The 18,233-nt window shown below is 47.2% G+C and carries 15 protein-coding genes and 1 pseudogene; 10 read left to right on the forward strand and 6 right to left on the reverse strand.

The window, feature by feature from the left end; all coding sequences use genetic code 11:
- The 4 genes and pseudogenes from AC2TF6_RS03610 to AC2TF6_RS03625 form a co-directional block, all read left to right on the forward strand.
- A complete protein-coding gene (locus AC2TF6_RS03610; RefSeq protein WP_491309938.1) occupies positions 1–1,182 on the forward strand; it encodes a GIY-YIG nuclease family protein in 1,182 nt (393 codons plus the stop codon).
- 652 nt (positions 1,183–1,834) lie between these two features.
- A complete protein-coding gene (locus AC2TF6_RS03615; protein ID WP_491309939.1) occupies positions 1,835–2,263 on the forward strand; it encodes an RNA polymerase sigma factor in 429 nt (142 codons plus the stop codon).
- Positions 2,256–2,615: a hypothetical protein gene (locus AC2TF6_RS03620; RefSeq protein WP_491309940.1), complete on the forward strand. Its 360-nt coding sequence runs from the start codon at positions 2,256–2,258 to the stop codon at positions 2,613–2,615. The genes AC2TF6_RS03615 and AC2TF6_RS03620 overlap by 8 nt, the downstream gene beginning before the upstream one ends.
- Positions 2,616–2,815: 200 nt before the next feature.
- Positions 2,816–3,085, forward strand: a pseudogene (locus AC2TF6_RS03625) (malate:quinone oxidoreductase); the annotation flags it as partial.
- 217 nt (positions 3,086–3,302) lie between these two features.
- Here the strand turns inward: AC2TF6_RS03625 and AC2TF6_RS03630 are convergent.
- Positions 3,303–4,496 (reverse strand): DUF418 domain-containing protein, encoded by a 1,194-nt coding sequence (locus AC2TF6_RS03630; RefSeq protein WP_491309941.1) that lies wholly within the window; start codon positions 4,494–4,496, stop codon positions 3,303–3,305.
- Positions 4,497–5,629: 1,133 nt separating this feature from the next.
- The gene (locus tag AC2TF6_RS03635; protein WP_491309942.1) at positions 5,630–7,048 is read right to left on the reverse strand and encodes an aminotransferase-like domain-containing protein; all 1,419 of its coding nucleotides are present in this window, start codon (positions 7,046–7,048) and stop codon (positions 5,630–5,632) included.
- A gap of 185 nt (positions 7,049–7,233) precedes the next feature.
- Between AC2TF6_RS03635 and AC2TF6_RS03640 the strand changes: the two genes are divergently transcribed.
- The 3 genes from AC2TF6_RS03640 to AC2TF6_RS03650 all read left to right on the forward strand — a co-directional run bounded on the left by AC2TF6_RS03640 (position 7,234) and on the right by AC2TF6_RS03650 (position 9,249).
- Positions 7,234–8,184 (forward strand): DMT family transporter, encoded by a 951-nt coding sequence (locus tag AC2TF6_RS03640; protein WP_491309943.1) that lies wholly within the window; start codon positions 7,234–7,236, stop codon positions 8,182–8,184.
- Complete coding sequence (locus AC2TF6_RS03645) at positions 8,171–8,605, forward strand: PaaI family thioesterase (RefSeq protein WP_491309944.1); 435 nt, start codon at positions 8,171–8,173, stop codon at positions 8,603–8,605. The genes AC2TF6_RS03640 and AC2TF6_RS03645 overlap by 14 nt, the downstream gene beginning before the upstream one ends.
- 137 nt (positions 8,606–8,742) lie before the next feature.
- Complete coding sequence (locus AC2TF6_RS03650) at positions 8,743–9,249, forward strand: GNAT family N-acetyltransferase (protein ID WP_491309945.1); 507 nt, start codon at positions 8,743–8,745, stop codon at positions 9,247–9,249.
- Between the two features lie 234 nt (positions 9,250–9,483).
- On the opposite strand, the gene AC2TF6_RS03655 is transcribed toward AC2TF6_RS03650, so the two are convergent.
- From AC2TF6_RS03655 to AC2TF6_RS03670, 4 genes are all read right to left on the reverse strand, one after another.
- Positions 9,484–11,535, reverse strand: a complete 2,052-nt coding sequence (locus tag AC2TF6_RS03655) for a serine hydrolase domain-containing protein (protein WP_491309946.1) — start codon at positions 11,533–11,535, stop codon at positions 9,484–9,486.
- A gap of 122 nt (positions 11,536–11,657) precedes the next feature.
- The gene (locus AC2TF6_RS03660) at positions 11,658–12,950 is read right to left on the reverse strand and encodes a GHKL domain-containing protein (RefSeq protein WP_491309947.1); all 1,293 of its coding nucleotides are present in this window, start codon (positions 12,948–12,950) and stop codon (positions 11,658–11,660) included.
- The gene (locus AC2TF6_RS03665) at positions 12,937–13,692 is read right to left on the reverse strand and encodes a LytR/AlgR family response regulator transcription factor (RefSeq protein WP_491309948.1); all 756 of its coding nucleotides are present in this window, start codon (positions 13,690–13,692) and stop codon (positions 12,937–12,939) included. Before AC2TF6_RS03665 ends, AC2TF6_RS03660 begins: the two co-directional genes overlap by 14 nt.
- A 487-nt stretch (positions 13,693–14,179) precedes the next feature.
- Positions 14,180–15,136 (reverse strand): D-alanyl-D-alanine carboxypeptidase family protein, encoded by a 957-nt coding sequence (locus AC2TF6_RS03670; RefSeq protein WP_491309949.1) that lies wholly within the window; start codon positions 15,134–15,136, stop codon positions 14,180–14,182.
- Positions 15,137–15,387: 251 nt separating this feature from the next.
- Between AC2TF6_RS03670 and AC2TF6_RS03675 the strand changes: the two genes are divergently transcribed.
- The 3 genes from AC2TF6_RS03675 (at position 15,388) to AC2TF6_RS03685 (ending at position 18,226) form a co-directional block, all read left to right on the forward strand.
- The gene (locus AC2TF6_RS03675) at positions 15,388–16,083 is read left to right on the forward strand and encodes a response regulator transcription factor (RefSeq protein ID WP_491309950.1); all 696 of its coding nucleotides are present in this window, start codon (positions 15,388–15,390) and stop codon (positions 16,081–16,083) included.
- Positions 16,076–17,209, forward strand: coding sequence for a sensor histidine kinase (locus tag AC2TF6_RS03680; protein ID WP_491309951.1), 1,134 nt, complete (start codon positions 16,076–16,078; stop codon positions 17,207–17,209). Before AC2TF6_RS03675 ends, AC2TF6_RS03680 begins: the two co-directional genes overlap by 8 nt.
- Positions 17,210–17,359: 150 nt before the next feature.
- Entirely contained in the window at positions 17,360–18,226 is an 867-nt protein-coding gene (locus AC2TF6_RS03685; protein ID WP_491309952.1) for a carbohydrate ABC transporter permease, read from the forward strand.
- Positions 18,227–18,233 lie beyond the last annotated feature (7 nt).

The raw sequence follows: 18,233 nt of genomic DNA on the forward strand, positions 1-18,233 counted from the left end.
ATGTCTAACCTTTCTGATGACGATCTTCTCCGGGAACTTGGTGTGGAGTATGAAGTAGCAAAGGTGCGCACTTACACACCGCGTGAAGAGCGCATCATTGCAGGCTTTGAAGAAATCCAGCAATTTGTCAAAAAGCATGGTCGCATCCCGCAACATGGTGAAGAGAATGACATTTTCGAGAGACTATATGCAGTGCGGCTTGATCGACTGCGTGCACAGGAGGATTGTCGAGCTCTTCTTGCTTCGCTAGATAGCCAAGAATTGCTAAGTGAGCAAGAGACTAGACAGGTCAATCCAGTAACCACATTGGAAGATGATGAGCTCCTTGCCGAACTTGAAGGAATGCTCGCTACTTCAGACATTACAGAGTTACGCCATGTTCGCTCTCAAGTCGAAATACGAGCCGCCGAGGAAATTGCGAATCGTGAGAAATGTGAAGATTTTGCTCGATTCCAACCGCTGTTTGAGCAGGTTGAAAGGGAACTTAAATCCGGAGATCGACAGACGCGTCCATTCGGTAAGGATGCGAGCATTAATACAGGGAACTTCTTTATCTTGGGGGGGCAACTTGTCTACGTGGTTGAGAAGGGTGAGGAATTTAAGGCTCCTAATGGTCATCCTGATGCACGACTTAGAGTCATCTATTCTAATGGTACCGAGAGCAATCTTCTGCTCAGATCTTTACAGCGTGCATTATACAAAGACGAAGCTGGACGCCGCTTGACTGACCCAATTAGTGGAGGGTTGTTTAGCGCAGACTGGGAAGACGACGACATCCAGAGTGGAACCATTTACGTGCTGCGAAGCTTATCAGATCATCCTTTTGTTGTGGAACACCGTGAGCTAATTCACAAGATTGGAGTGACTGGCGGTAAAGTCGAAACTCGCATCGCAAGTGCAGCACATGACGCTACTTACCTGTTGGCAGATGTGGAAGTTGTATCAAGCTATAAACTAGCTAGTGTCAATCGCACGAAGTTAGAGGGCATATTCCACCGTATTTTCGCTCCAGCTCAGCTTAACATTACTATCAACGACCGCTTTGGACACCCTGTGCGTCCGAAAGAATGGTTCCTCGTGCCTCTAAATGTGATCGACGAAGCAGTGAGTTGTATTCAGGATGGTTCGATTGTCAACGTGGTATATGATCCCAAAACTGCCCGCTTAGTCGAGCAATTGTAGTGAGAGTTCCATTTCGAATTACTGTTACATTAACTATGAAGGACACCCCGACGGGTGTCCTTCATTTCACTCTATAGATGTTACGGTGAACCGTATCATAAGTAACGGCAAGTTTTTGGGAAAACTCGGAGGGGGCTTTTGCTTACGAAAAGCAAAAAGCCCCCTCCGTCGTTTTGGCGAAAAGGGCCAACTCAAAAAAATGCTTTTGGACGGTCGAGTCAAGTTCCAGTTCGATGCTCTTCCGACCTTGCACCCGCCTTTGATGTGGATCGGCATGACCACGGTTTGGAGGAGTGTTTTTTGCGTTTCGGGAGGCTATCCGGTAGCAGTTTTTGAAACTGCGTGAGTGCCTGCCGGACTTGCTGGAGCGGGATGGGGTCGGATGTGCTGTCCGCCAACTGTCCTTCTGTTTCGGCTTTGCGCCGCGACTTTGTATGTATGGAGTTATCTATGTCGAGCAGTTCGACGTACTTGGAGTGCCGTCATGAACAGGAAAATGTAGTAGGGTTGGTTGCTTTTTTTCTTTGAAATTAATGTCACATTACTTCAAGTTCGTTAGTTATATAGGCGTATTTAACATCGATCTCAGGGAGGAGGAAAAGCGGTATGAATATAGAGGAAGTAATTCGACGGGTCAGGAAAGGAGATTCAAATGCTTTCGAGCCAATTATTCACGCTTATCAGCAGAGACTGTTCGCCTATTGCTTCTATATGTTGGGGGAATCGACAGGAAGCGGAGGATACTGTGCAGGAGGTCTTCATTAAAGCCTATCAAAACTTGCATTTGTATCAATTCGACCAATCCTTCCCCGCTTGGCTCTACAAGATTTCGGGAAATCAGTGCCTCACGCTGCTTCCGAAATTCTGGAACCAATATCACGAACCAAGTGCAGAGGAAAAAGTAACGAAGCGAGTGGAAGACGATTTAGCAGACCTATTGAAAGGGTTAACCGCTGAGGAAAGACAAATCATCATTTTGCATGCACTTGAAGGATACACGCTAGCAGTTTCCATTTACAATATTAAGACCGGACCCTTCCAAAACGCAGCCGATTCGCTCAAACGGAGTTCTTATGAATGAGATGTTGCAGGAGAATGGTAAGGACGTTCGTATCATCGGCTATCGCCCAGTTTTCCATGATATTTATGAGCTGGATAATAAACGATGGGTTATCGTGACCCAAAGTTTAGACCAAGCGACAACTGGCCGTATCGAAGGTAGAGTGGATAGCAGTTCATCAACCTACATCGGCAAGTGGGAAAATGTTCAAATTAATGATCTTATGATGGTAATGTACACGGAGTCGAAGAAGGAAAACACACTCTTAATTAAATATAAGACCAAGCAGTCTCAGGTTATCGACCTGGAAATTGTAGGAACGGATACGAAGGAAGAATTAGTCAAGCTGGCAGAAACTTATACGGGTCTGTGAGTTAGTTAGAATTCTGTCCGCACAGCAACTTTATTGCAACGTTATTTAAAGTCAACATATGCTCTACATAGAGAAGGCCAGCCGTAAAGGAAGGCCTTAAAACTTGCCGTTACAGACAGCGCGGAGAATGCTGCGGGGTGTGTGAAATTTAAGAGACCTGAGATGTTGATAGGATAAGTAAGTATGTTGCTTATTATGATCTTCAATTCGGTACGGAAGTGATTAGTGCCGCCGATGGATCGATAGCCGCATTGCTCGGAGCTTCTCCGGGTGCTTCTACTGCCGTTTCCGTCATGCTTGAGGTTATCAACAAGTGCTTCCCGCAACATGTCAAAGCGTGGGAACCGAAAATTAAAGAAAAGATTCCGTCTTACGGCGCGTCCCTATTGAAAAACCCGGAGCTCATCCGCTATATTCAAGATTCAACAGCACGGACGCTTGGTCTGCGCAGAGAACTGCAACCCGTGTAGACGGTATTCCTAATCCGGAGGCAATACATGCATAACGAAAAAGAGGGGCAGGCTACCCCTCTTTTTTACATTTCGTTGCCTTTTCCTACGCCGCGCTCCAAAATGGCGGAGGCAATGCGAAATTCGAGCGGTTTGCGGCCCTTATCTGAACTTACAGTATTTTGCCAACTCTCCAACTTCCGTCATTAAATACAAGGCTCGGGTCTGGATCGTATAGTCACGGCAACGCCCCCGGCTCGGACCTGTCAGCGGACCGTACCTGTTTGAACTTCGTCTTCCAGCCATACGTGCCTATGCGCCACAGCCACTCCAGCGGGCCTTGCGAGAAACGAGCCAGCCAAATACGACTTAATACAACTTGCACGGCATAGACGCCGAGACAGTAGAACAAGACTTGCCATAAGTGCAGAGCCGCCGTGTTCTCCACGAACAGGGCTACGCCAAGCATCGTCACAACCGTATGCATCACATAGTTCGTCAGCGCCATTCTTCCCGCATAGCTGAGCGGGGACAGCAGCTTTTTTCCACGAGCACTGGCATGCAATCTGATGAGCGACACCACATAGAACAACGCCAACGCCTTGCCTTGGATAAAGAGAAACAGAATGATGCCAGAACTTGTGTAGACCGGTTCGGTTGCATAATGGACCACGATCGGAATGCTCAGCAGCACCGAAGCCGCCAAAGAAATCCATTGCACACGGGGCAGCAGGCGACCAGCCTGTGCATCCAGACGCTGCAGCAAGCCTGTTTTCGCAACAAACAGACCGAACAGAAACAAGGGCAGCGTATCCAGCAAAAAAATAACAGTCGTCGCCCACTTCTCAGGAAGATAAATGGTGGCGCGCGCCACAAATTCGGCTGCATAGTCCGAAATGGCGTTGTAAGACTCCGGAACAGTTACCGCCGCCGTTGCAGACGGTACGATAACATACGTGACGATCCCCACAACGAGCCAGAATGTAACCATAAGCGACATGGCCCAAATCAGAATCGTTTTCGGTTTTCTTTTGTAAAACAGCAGCATCGCCAGTCCATGCACCGCATAGAATTCCAGGACATCGCCTTCCCACAAAAGCAGTCCATGCAGCAATCCGAAGCCCAGCAGGACCGCTGAACGCCGCAAATAGACACGCGGGGCATTGCTCCCTTTCGCCTCCGCACGGCTGATAAAGAGCCAGAAACCAGCCCCAAACAACAAAGCGAAAATGGGGTAAAACTTGTTCGTCGCCAACAAATCGAAACCCAGCTTCATAACCGAATCGAATCCTTCATACCCTCTGACCACATTCGCAGGCTGCATGCCGAGCATACTCGGCACGTTGACCAGAAAAATACCCAAAATCGCGAATCCTCGGCAAATATCAAGCAACTGCACCCGATCTGTTTTTGAAATAGGCATCAAATTCATCGCATCCACCTTCTCCTAATAAATAAAATTCGTTCAATCCGGCCGTCAGCGCAATCAGCACGCCCGCCGCATCGTCAGCCCGGAATAAGCGGGCTGAGGGACATAGCCACTCTTGCGCAAGACGCTGCATAACAAGCGGTTGATGTCATCATCGTCTTCCACGACCATAGTGTGGACGGGTTTTTCCATTTGTTCACCTCTGGGGACCGATATGGGCGTAGGTAGCAATTTAGTCTAGGTTATACTATAAAAAAATTCTTAAGATGATGGGAAAGTTATTCTAAAGAAATTCTTAATTTTCTTCTAAAGCCCGAAGTGGAACCATCCGGCGACTCCCGGCAGCAAATTTATATACACCAATCATTAAGGGCTCCGACTCGAGAAGGGTTATCCAGCGGATGGCTGCCTATAAGAAAGGGAGTATCTATGCAAATAGAATCGCTTAGTTATAGCGATAAGTTGTGGCAAGTCGTTGCTGACTATGCGCAAAATTGTCCATGGAAAGCAGGAGCCACTTTAGCGAAACAAATGAAAGAATGCCATTTTTCAGACTGGGAATCAGCGACCATGTTAATTTGTACGAAAAATATGGTTTCGTGAAGATAGATGAGAAAGAAGCACCTTGGGGAGCAGTGGAGACAATTTTTATGCACCTGACGTAACATGCTGCCAAAGTAAAGGGCCATCCGTAAAGGATGGCCTTAAAACTTGCTGTTACAGACAGCGCGGTGAACCGTATCATAAATAGGGCGAAATTTTTCGGTGGGATCAAGCTATTTTCTTGTTGTGGGGGATGGTTTGTGAAGCAAACTTGATCAATTTAGAGTCGGCTTAGTTTGTATACGCGTAGGAGTTGCAAAAAGTGTAAATGAAAATAAAACAAATTTAGACCTACTGCGGACGAGCTGGGGCTCCTAAAGTATTTGGATAAAAAATGATAGAAGTGCGTGAGACCATCGACTGCGGTCATGGTTACAAAATAGCCATCGATATAGCAAAAGAAAAGAGCGAGGTTCGTGGTCATTTTTCCACGAGCGCTCGCTCTTTTCTTTTGCTACGCTGTTATCCAATTGAACAGTTTGCAGGTACAATTTGGGCAAACGCGAGGCCGGAAGTGGTATTTTTTCATCCTTTCAAACCCCGTCTGCCAATTCGACAAGCCTCTGGATGCCTTCTCTCAATAGCTGCTCATTCAGATAGGAATAGCTGAGGCGTATCCATGATTTGTACTCCTTGAGCGGATCGCAAATCGCTCCGGGCACAAAGGTAATTGATTGCTTGATGCATGTACTGAGTAAACGTTCAATCTCCACCGTTTCTGGAATATTCACCCATAAGTTGAATCCGCCTGCAGGGGAGGTCCACTGCCAGTCGGTAGCGGACAATTCCTGTTCTACGATATCCTTGCGGACCGCAAGCGCAATGCGAAGCTTCTCCATATGCTGCTGCAGCCGCTCGCTGAAAAAATAATGCAGAAAAATTTTCTGATTCACCAAAGGCGTCCCGCTGTCCGACAACAATTTGGCTTTTATCAGGTAGTTCATGATGGAAGGGCGGCACGCAACGATGGCGATGCCGAGGCCGGGAGCGATATATTTGCTGAAGCTGCGAAGATAAATGACCCATCCTGCCGTATCGTAAGCAAAAAGAGGCCGTGGCGGCTCTTCACCAAAATATATGTCGCGGTAAGGATCGTCCTCTAATAGCAGACATTGATACCTCTCGGCAAGCTCAACGAGCCTTTTCCTTTGTTCGGCGGGTACGATATAGCCTGTTGGACTTTGAAAGGTGGGATTTAGATAAAACAGCCGCGGCTTGTAGGCTTGCATCAGCTTCTCCACCTGCTCCAGATCGTAGCCGTACGGGTGGATCTCGACCGGAACGATAACCGCGCCTTGTCTTCTGAAAATATCAATCGCCGTGCTGTAAGTAGGACGCTCCAACATAACGGCATCTCTCGGCTTGACCAGTGCTCTGGCAACCAAATCCATGGCCTCCTGCGATCCGCATGTGATCAATAATTCGTCTGCAGACAAGTGAAACCGGTGGCAATCCGTAAAGTAACGGCACAACGCATCTCGCAGCTCCTGGTCTCCTTGCACGGTAAAGTAGGTGCCGAGCATTTTGGGATACAAATCGAACACTTGCTTCACATATTCCGAAAAATAAAGATTAGGGAGCAGGTTCGGGTCGAGCAGCGATTTTGACAGTACATATTCGGCTTGCACCTGATGAATTTCAGAAAGATGGCTTTCATGCACGTAAGCAGAAATGATCGGATCATGCAGCGAATCCGCAGGAAGACTACCACCGTTCGGTCTCACATAATAGCCGGATTTGTCCTTCGCTTCAACGATCCGATTTTCCTTTAGCAGCTGATAGGCTTTATAGACCGTTAGTCGATGCACATTGAATTCCATCGCCAGCGAGCGGATGGAGGGGAGCTTCTCATGCGGCTTCCATTCTCCGCGACGGATTCGATCCAGAATATAGTCATAGATTTGTTCAAACAGTTTGCCTGCATATTTGCTTGAAAGAACTGTTTTTTTCATATGTTTTGCCCCCAGACCCATTCACCCGAAATACGCACTAGTGTGTGTCTCTATTATACAGGAAGTTCCATCCTTCTGTTCTGGTCCTATCGATCTGTTCTATTCACCTTCGTTTATGATGGAAAAAAGGGGGCTGATCAATTCTGTCGGAAAATTTACATAGCTCATGAAAGAAGGTTTGAGGAATGAACAGAAACACTTTATTAAAGGGTATCATCTATTGTTTGATTCCTGTGCTGGCGTGGGGGGGCATGTTTCCCGTCATGCAAGTTGCCTTGAAGGTTCTCGATCCGTTCTATTTCACGACGATTCGCTACATATGGGCAGGCCTCATTCTTTTGGGAATGCTGATCGTTTTCGAAGGGAAGAACGCTCTCCGATTGGAGGGGGAATCATGGAAGTTACTATTTTTTGGCGCTGTAGGGTTTTCGGGATTCGGCTTTCTTACCTTTGTCGGACAGAAGCTCAGCGGACCGTCAGGCGCAATCGTTGCCTCCGTTATCATGGCATTAATGCCACTAATGACGACATGCGTAAATTGGGCTGTGCATAAAAGTAAACCCAATCTATCTACTTTTATTTCAATTTTCATTGCGCTTTCAGGCGCAATGCTGGTCATAACGAATGGAGATCCCTCCCTAATCGTTCAAATTAAAGAGCACATTGGCGCCAGTCTGCTGATTATGCTCGGTGCTCTATGCTGGGTCATTTATATGATGGGTGGCAGTCGATTTGTAGGCTGGTCGCCGCTTCGCTACACCGCTCTGACAACATGCTTCGGATCCTTGATGAATATTTTAATCGTGCTGTCGGCAACGGTTTTCGGAGCCTTGACGATGCCAAGTGCGGAGAGGATCGGAAGCGTAGGGTCGGAACTACTGTATATGATCCTGATTGCAGGCGTACTTGCCGTGTTCACATGGAACGTCGGCAATAAAATTTTGAAGCCGGAGAACGGCATGCTATTTATGAACATCGTCCCTGTTACGACAGTCACGATCAGTGCCCTCCAGGGCGTTGAAGTCGGAAGGTTACAGTTGGCAGGGACCTTCATCGTGATCATCGCGCTGGTGGTTAATAATTTGACGCAGAGACGAGGAAAGATGCAGGTGAATATGCAAAATGACCATTCTTGATCATTATCGGAATGTGCTGAACGGAGAATCGAAGCAGTCTCCCGTTGAGCGCCTTATGGGACTGAAGCTAATTAGCGTAGAAGAAGGCGAGGCCACGTATGAAATGCAGGCTTCGGAACAACATGCGAATCCGCAAGGCACATGCAACGGCGGCATCATCGGCATTCTTGCCGACATGGCCATGGGAATTGCCTACGGATCTACCTTGCAAGAAGACGAAAGCTTCACCACGATCGAGATGAAAGTAAACTTTTTTAGACCTGTGTGGAACGCCAAAATAAAGGCCCATGCTACGCTGTATAAGCGGGGACAAACAATTGGGTTCATCCAATGCAATATTACTGACGAGAACGGGAAACTCATCGCTCATGCCTCAAGCACTTGTATGACATTAAGGGGCGATAAAGCACAAGGCAGGTAGACCCGCAGGACATACCCATGAAACGAGCGGCAATGGCTTCAATGACTCGCTGTTTATTTGACGACAGGACTGATGCTGTATGCGACGATGTAATGGAATACAAATAAACGGCAGGTTAACAAGAGGAGGAACATAGCATGCATGAAACAGTGCTCACGATCACTTCGATGCAGACGCTCGAAGAAGCTCTGGCTTTCAAAACACTTAACGAGGAATGGATCGCCCGAATCTTCACCATCGAAGAGGCGGACCGGGTCATCCTCGATAACCCGGTGGAGAACATCATGAACAGAGGAGGAGAAGTACTCATCGCACGCGATGGCGATTCGATCGTCGGATGCGTTGCACTCGTGCCGACTGGGGCTGGCGTGTTCGAGCTCTCGAAGATGAGCGTTACACCCGAGTTGCGGGGGCGCGGATACGGACGGAAGATCATTCATGCCGCCATTAACCACGCACGTGGGCTTGGCGCAACATCGCTGTTTTTGGGCAGCAGCACCAAGCTACCGAACGCCGTTCATCTTTATGAATCGGTTGGATTCAAGCACGTTCCTGTCGAGCGGATCGGGCCCATGCCCTATGTAAGAGCGGATGTGTTTATGGATATGGAACTAGTGAATACGAAGACAATATTATCGACGTAGACGTTCTGGTTTTAACGGGAGAATATAGCACAATAAAGCAGCGGCAGTCTAAGACAATCATAAGCCGCTGGTCTTTAGACCAGCAACATATTCTGCCATTGGTAGGGGGTGCAAATCCACCTCAAGGTTTGCGATGACAGAATCTTATAACGTATTTGCCGTTGATCGTGAATTTCAGAAAGAAACGAAGAAACCAGGCAGCGGTCCGCTGCCTGGTTTCTTTGCTATCTCGTTTTATTTATTCTTCCAATCAATTTTAAATACATCGCCTGCATTGCCGCCGAAAACGATCAGCCCGCCATCCGGCAGTACGGCCGAATAATTTTTGCTTATTTTTGAGAAGTTCACAAGCTTTCCTTTCGCGTCATAAACGGCGAATCCTCCGCTTGCCGGAGCCTTAACGGTTAACGTCCGTCCGGCCGATTGTTTATCAATCTTGTACCATACGGCTTGACCGTTAGATGGTATGCTGCGAGTTTCCGAGTTCCCTTGGAAGAAGGGCTGGATCGCATCTTCACGGATATACGATTGTCCAGTGATTGTTAAATATTCTTGATGGTTCTTTTTAGAAAAATTCAAGTCAAATACGTCTCTGCCGTTCATGATTGGAACAGCAATTACGTTGACGGCTTTATTCGGGTTCACAATTTTAGTGCCGGAGGCGTATCCGTAATCGGCATCAACCGTTATTTCCTTGGTCAAAAGCGCTTGGTTTCCATAACCGACGGAAGTGATTTTTTCATCTAAGGCGAAGTAACGCTTTCCGTTTCTTTGTTCCCAAGCCTTTCGGGTTGCAGGGTCCAGAGGATTGCGGTCCAGCCTTTGATATTCATACGTAGCCATAACCATTTGACCTAATCCAGGGAATCTCAGGTACCCGTTAAATTTCAAATACGTTTTTCCATTCTTCGCCCGGTCGAAGCTTACGGTAAGATTCCCCTCTTTGTTTTTGAATTGTCCCTTGCCCGTATAGACAAATTTTTGAGGCGGGATTAACCCTCCAATAGCGGGTAAAGCAATCTCTCCGTTCTTGATCTCGAGATTTACCGTTTTATCCGTAGCACCGTATAATCCGGAGTAAGCTTCTAGTTCCAAAGGCATATCCACTTTCGCAGCCGGCGGGAATGTTTTTTCAGGCAAAATCTCTTTAATGATGCCTTTCGTTTTTACGTATTCCAGTAAAATATTCGATGCCATAATACTATTGTGGATTGAGGCCCCTCCTGACGAAAGTACCGCTATAGAAATATCATGTTCCGGCAGGGCTGTCAAAGTCGCGTGATACATTTGCGTGTCTCCGCCTTTGGATAATGCCGTGATTCCGTAATCATCGAAAGGGGCTAACTTGACAGCGTCCCAGCCAAGACCATAATTGAAGATATTTGACTCTTCCGATACCCACACACCTTTTCTATACTCATGACTTTGCATAGCCTTGGTCGACTTCTCGGATAAAATATCCGTCCGGTTACCGATTAGGACATCGCCGAACTTGCTTACTTCTTCAGCCGTGGAGTAAATGCCACCCGTCCCGATGAGATTGACATTTTCTACAGGCAAAGCCTGATCGATCTCAGGCGCATATGTTTTTGCAAGCTTGGTTCTATCAAATGTATCGCGCGGTGTTTTGGTAGAGCTTAAATCGAGAGGTTTGCTAAAATGGGTTTTAAGAAATTCGCTGTAACTTAATCCGCTTATACGTTCAACCAAGATTTCAAGCAGCTGGAAACCATCGTTGCAATAGACCGAAAATTCGCCGGGGTCTGCCTTTAAGTGTTCGGATCGCAATTTGGCCAATAATTCATCATGCGTTTTCGTATCGTTGTCATCGAACAAAAAGCCATTCTCATAGTGACTGCCGTAAAGTCCCGAAGAATGATTCATCAACATGCGCGGTGTAATTTTTTTGTATCGTTCATCGGCCATCTTAAAGTCTTTCAAATACGTGGTCAGCGGTTTATCGAGTTCAATCTGATTGGTATCCGCGAGCTTCATCGCTGCAGCCGTTGCGTACACTTTACTTATAGAACCTATTCCGAACATCGTGTCCTTCGTTACCGGGCTATTGGCAGCTTTATCTTTTACACCTGCGCTGCCGGATAGAACAACGGATCCGTGATCCCTGATCGCATATTGTATCCCGCTTGCCCCATAGTCGGATACGATCCGCGTGGCCAGCGCCTTCGCCTTCTCTTTAACGGGATCCTCAGTCGTTTGAGCTAAAGCGGGGGCGACCGGTACAGCCAAAAACACGGCGGTCATCAATACGGAAACCATCTTCTTCATGAATACTTCCTCCTTGCGATTCAGTATGAAATTTACTTGCTCAATTAATCATATATGGAAAATAGTGGATGGATAGAAAAACGCCCTGAAACGAAAAAAACAATCCCTAAACAACATGTTGTCTAGGGATTGTTCGTTAAGAAGGGCAGGAGAACCATATTATTGAATTGTTTATGTTTCGTTTCAAGGGTCATATGACCGCCGTACTTGTCGCAAATTCTGGCGATATTGGTTAATCCGATCCCATGAAATTCCGGGTCTGGTTTCTGGCTGTGCAAGCGGGCGTCTTCCTTCTCCATATGGTTCAAGATGTGAATGAGAAGGGCAGACTCAGTCGCATGTATTTTGATAAGAATGTACCTGTCTTCCGCGATCTTAATATGTTTGGAAGCTTCAATTGCGTTATCCAGCATATTTCCCATAACCACACATAAGTCGTAACGGTCAATCGGGATTTCTTGAGAGCGCAGGTTAAGCTTGGTATCGATTCTTATCCCATTGGCTTGCCCGATATCGAGTGTATTGGTGACAAGGGCGTCTATAACCAGATTTCCCGTATTCACCCTTTGATAGGCTCCCTCGACTTTGTTTAAGGTCGTTTTAATATGTTCCACTGCCGCCGTCGGCTCATTTCGCTTAATACACTCTTCGATATATAAAAACTGTTGGTTCGTATCGTGAATGATTCGTTTGATGGATTTGAAGCTGTGAACGACTTTCTCGTAATTCGCATCCTGATAGTCCATCTGCTGCTGGAGCTGGGCGTTCTCGTGCATGAATTTAAATTTATCCATAATCGTATCAAAAATATAGATAATCATCACGTTTAAGAAAAGAAAGCCGATGGCGGAAAGGAAAGAATAGAAGCTCTTATACGTTAGAATATTCAGGTGATAGAAACTTAGGAGCGGAATTACCAAGAATAGGACGTAGTAACGATAAGGCAAAGAGAAGCTTCTGCGTTTGGCAATGAGTCGTATAATCTGAATGACGACGAACATGATCATGCAACTGAGGAAAATAAGCTTCGTGTAGGAAATTTGAGCGGCGGACTGAGTTACAAGGTCTAGGGTGTCAAATTCAATGTTATCCAGCGTATATAAAATATAAAGGGAGATCGTATTAGAGATAGACATCAAAACGCCGTAAAGCAGGGAAAAAATGAGTTTCATTCTAAATTCCACTTGATAAGAGTACGCAATAGTAAATATGAGAAGCAAGGATACAATCGAAGATAACGCAGGCGATAAGGAAGTAACGAGGTACAGGTAATCGAGCAGTCCGAAGATAAGAAAGTAAATGAAACGGTTGCGTTTTTGCGTGGTTTTATCGAAAACCGAGTTGAAGAAAAAATTAATTTGGACGGCCATTACAACCACCATGCTAAAGAAGATGGGCAAATTAGTTTGAATCATAGCCATCGACCTTCATAATCATAAATTTGGTGTATACATCTTTAACCTCTTTAACTTTAGAACGGCCTATGGGTAATTCCATGCCATTGGACATGAGAACAACTCCCTGGGCAAATTTCCTTACATGAAGCAGGTTAATAATAATGGATCGGTGGATTTGCAGAAATTTATGATCTTTTAAGGCAAGAGCATAATCTAAAATGGTTCCTTTGCTTTCATAGGTTTGATTAACGGTCGTAAAATGCAGCTTGCTTTTTATGGTTAAGCTTTTGGCAGCTTCGATACTAATGAGGTCATCGTATTTGATAACGACTTCGTCATAGGCCGACTTGATGACCATAAATTTTTTATCAAGGGCTTGGAAGTATTGGCACAGCTTGATGATTTTCTCTTCCAGGACCCTCTGGGCGACGGGTTTAATCAAATACTGGAAGGTCATGACGTCAAAACTTTCTACCATATATTCGGGATAGCTGGTCAGAAAAATAATTTGTTCATCCAGGTTATTTAACTCTCTTATTCTTCGGGCGGTTTGAATGCCGTTAATCCCACCCATTTCAACATCCAACAGTAAAATATGGAACGGGGTTTCCTGGCGCTCATAATAGGCTGAGAGCTGCTCGCCCGAGCTGAATAATTCGATTTCAAATTCTATATTGGATTTTATCGACAAAGCGATCAGGATGTTTTTAACAAGCTCTCTTTGTTTTTCCTCATCGTCGCAAATGGCTACTCTGTACATAAGATGCACCCCTCAGCTCCATTCCCTTATTCTGGGACCCTATCTAAGCATGATATAATTTTTGAACTTTGTATAGATCATTTTTGGATGAAATGCACTTTTGAATCCCTCAAATCACTTCTTGCGTGAGAAAATCGGTATTGATTCCGGCGCAAGGAGAATTCTAGTGGAGCAAAAGCAGCCCACAAGTTGACTTTAAATGTTAACTATAATGTTAGTTTCTTCATAGTTAATCTTAATAATTAAGTTAGAAATCGTTAAGATGAGCGAGCTAACATGAATGAAACGGGGGAAAAGTACCGCTTGAACGGAGCCTTACTCGCAGATTCCGGCAAAGCGGGTCATGTGCGGTAAGCCGGAGCGAAGTTGTAGCCTGACCCAAAAGATCCGCCCGGAAAGCAGAGTCCCGGGCGGATCTTATATACGCTTATGGCAGCTGCCTGACCATCAAGGTTTACTGCGCGATACAGGCGGCCGGCGGCCGGATCTATCCGTTCCCCGCATACCCCAGAAGGGAGCGGGTATCCGTGTAGACTCCGCCCGAGCTCGAATGAAGCACGACGCCGATAAATTTCTTTCCGTTCAGAATTGCCGAAGATACGAGACAATAACCGGCCTCATCCGTAAAGCCTGTCTTCACCCCGTTTACACCCTGCACATAAAATTCGCTTTCTTCCTGAAGAAGCTGATTGCGGTTAACGTAAGTCCGGGAACCGGACGATACGGCGACCGCCTCCTTAGGTTCGCTGACGATGGAGCTGAACACTTTGTTCTTCATGGCTTCGCGGCCCAGTAGAGCCATATCGCCCGCAGTCGTATAATGCCCCGGATCGTGCAGCCCGTGCGGATTCGTAAAATGGCTCTTTTTGGCGCCGAGCTTGGAGGCCTTCGCGTTCATCAGCCCGGCAAAATAATCGATGCTCTCCTGCGCGGAGAGCTTGCGGCCGCTGTCTTTCTCCGCAATATAGCGGGCGACCGTCCTGGCCGCATCGTTGCCCGAGGGCAGCATCATGGCAACGATCAGGTCCCGGAGCGTAAGGCTTTGTCCCTCCTCCAATCCCGCCGTGCTTTCTCCCTTAGTCTTTAAACGGACTTCATCACCGACGGTGACCGGGTCCCGGAGACCGCCTTTTTCGAGGGCGACCAGCGCCGTTACGATTTTAGTCGTGCTTGCCGGATAGAGGCGGAGGTCTTTATTTTTCCCGAATAAAATTTTTCCGGTTTCGGCATCCATCAGGACGGCGGCTTCCCCTTCTATGGACTCGTTCAAAAGCTGTTTCTTATCCGTTTTGCCGGCAGCCGGTTCGGATACAACGGGTTTGGATACAACCGAGTCAGGTACGGGCAAGGCTTCGCGGTGCCGGGTAAGAGTCAGGGAATTCCAGGCCAGAACCAGTATAATAGCAAGGGCAGTTCCACCCAGAAAGATCGTTTTCAAGTTCATAAATAATGGTTCTCCTCTCAATTCTCGCGAGGCTTCAGCTGTCTAATAGTATGGGGCCTAAAACTTAACTTCTTCCTAAGAAAAACTTTCAAAATAGTTACGATTCACTATGAAATTTTCCGCCGCACTCATAATGGCCTGGGATTACTGGGAAAAAATGAGTATGATTGTGGAGCGGGACTACTTAAGAAAACCTGGGATTTAAGCTATTCGCCGCCATGAAAAAGTCGATGGGTACAGGAGAGGGTCGAATGAAGCGCATCACCATATTGATAGCCGATGATGAAGTCGAAATTGCGGATTTAATAGAGATGCATCTCAATAAAGAAGGGTATGACTGCATAAAAGCACATAACGGGCAGGACGCTCTCCAAGCCGTTCAGTCTCATTCGATAGATTTGGCGATTCTGGATATTATGATGCCGAAAATGGACGGTTACGAAGTGACTCACCAAATCCGGGAGAAACACAATATGCCGATTATTTTTTTGAGCGCCAAAACGACGGACCTTGATAAAATCTCGGGTCTTGTAAGAGGCGCGGACGATTATATCACGAAGCCGTTTAACCCGATGGAGCTGGTCGCGCGCGTGAATGCCCACCTGCGCCGGTTTTTGCAATTGAATCAGGTGGCCGCCGCCGACAAACCGATCCTGGAGTCGGGAGGATTGGTTATCTACCCGGAGCAGCGCACCGTCAGCCTGTACGGAAATCTGATCGAATTAACCCCGAAGGAATTCGATATTTTGTATCTTCTGGCGAAATACCCGAAGAAAGTGTTCAGCGTGGAAAATATTTTCCAGCAGGTATGGGGAGGCGCGTACTATGAAGGCGGGAATACGGTCATGGTGCATATCCGCACACTCCGCAAAAAGCTCGGAGAAGATGTAAATAAGAACAAATTGATTAAAACGATCTGGGGAGTAGGGTACACATTCAATGCCTAAAATGATACGGAGCTTCCGGACCAAAATGATTCTGCTGCTGGGGGTAAGCATGGTTCTGGCCGGCCTCATTACCTATCTGATTTATAAAGTTCTTCAGATCTATTACCGTACCCAGGTCAAGTTTGAAGACCCGCTCGCTTATTTCCGCCTGTTTCTGCACAAGATCGGCGATATCAACTTTTTTCTGCTGTTTTTTATCCCGATGGCGATTTTGTTTTTCTACTTCTTTACGAGATCCTACGCGGTCTATTTCCGGGAAATATCGGACGGAATCCACCGTCTTGCCAGCGGCGACTTCAACAGCCGGGTTCACGTGGCTTCCAATGATGAATTCGAAGATATCGCCAAAGACATTAATCGCGCAAGCGAGAAACTGCAGGAAGCCGTAAACCGGGGGGATTTTGCGGAAAGCAGCAAAGATCAGCTGGTGCTCAATCTGGCGCATGATTTGCGTACCCCGCTTACTTCCGTCCTGGGCTATCTGGATTTTATATTGCGGGACAAGGAGTTATCTTCCGAGCAGGTCAGGCACTTTACTCAGATCGCATTCAGCAAGTCTCAGAGACTGGAGAAGCTTGTGGATGAGCTGTTTGAAATTACCCGGATGAATTACGGCATGCTCAAGGTCGAGAGAAACCGGATCGATCTCGGCGAGCTGCTTATCCAGCTGAACGAGGAATTGTACCCGATGTTCGAGAAAAATCAGCTCACGCTGAGAATAAAGGCGGATCAGCCGCTGCATCTGTGGGGAGATGGGGAGCTGCTTGCCCGCGTGTTTGAAAATCTGCTGACGAACGCCATCCGATACGGCAGCGATGGCCAATATGTCGATGTTGTCGCGGCGTCCGAAGGAGAAGAGGTGGTGGTTCAAGTCGTCAACTACGGGGACAGCATTCCGCCGGAGGAACTGCCGCGTATTTTCGATATGTTTTACACGGCGGATCAAGCGCGAAATCATCGGACGGGAAGTACGGGACTCGGCTTGTTCATCACGAAGAACATTGTGGAACGCCATAACGGCACCGTTTCGGTTCAAAGCAATCCGGTCCGGACGCTGTTCGAGGTTCGGCTGCCGATAAATCATTCGGAAAGCGAGACTGCGGCGCCCCTTGAGCGAACGATTTAAGAAAAATTTTATTTTTACCCTACTTGTTACTTAAAGATTGTTCCCTATTCTGGAACTAGCAAGGAACAGTCCCTGCTTATCCGAAAAATAGGGAAAGGATCGGTCCATGTATGCAACCACGACAGTTCGTGTGCCGGGTTGAAGCCGGGGATGTTTAGACGCGCCCGTACGGATACGGCGGCCGTTCTGATGTTCCTGGCGCCGAGCGCGCTGGGATTCATGATGTTCTATCTCATCCCGTTTGCCATGGGCGTGTATGATTCATTCGTGGAGAGTACGGCCGACAACCGGTTCGTCGGCTTCGAGCATTACCGCGAGCTTCTGGCGAGCGAATCGTTCCGCAAGGCTGCCCGGAATACCGCTTCTTTTACACTGGTCAGTGTTCCGTTAATGATTCTTCTGTCGTTAAGCCTGGCGGTGCTGCTTAATCAAAACATCTATATCCGGAAATGGCTCCGGACCGCTTTCGTGCTGCCGCTAGTCGTTCCCGCGGCTTCCATTGTTCTCGTCTGGCAGATTCTGCTGGACTGGAACGGATCGGTTAACGCTTGGCTGGGCCATTTCGAGTGGGCGCGTGTGGATTGGATGAAGACGGATGCCGCCCGAAGCGTCGTGATCGCTGTCTATCTGTGGAAGAACATCGGTTACAACATGATTTTATTCCTGGCGGGGCTTCAGCAAATCCCCAAAGATTATTACGAGACAGCCAGGATCGAAGGCGCGGGCCCGTTTCGCCAATTCCGCAGCATTACGCTGGTCTATTTAACCTCGACGCTATTTTTCGTCACGATTATGTCCGTCATCAACTCGTTCAAGGTGTTCCGTGAAACCTACCTGATAGCGGGAGATTACCCGCACGACAGCATCTACATGCTGCAGCATTATATGAACAACATGTTCATGTCCCTGGATATTCCCAAATTGACGGCAGCCGCAACGCTGATGACGGGCTGTATTTTGCTTCTGGTTTTAGTACTGTTTGCATTGGAACGCCGTTTTCGGAGTTTTCTTGAATAGCGGGGGA

The sequence above is a fragment of the Paenibacillus sp. JNUCC 35 genome (assembly GCF_058269095.1).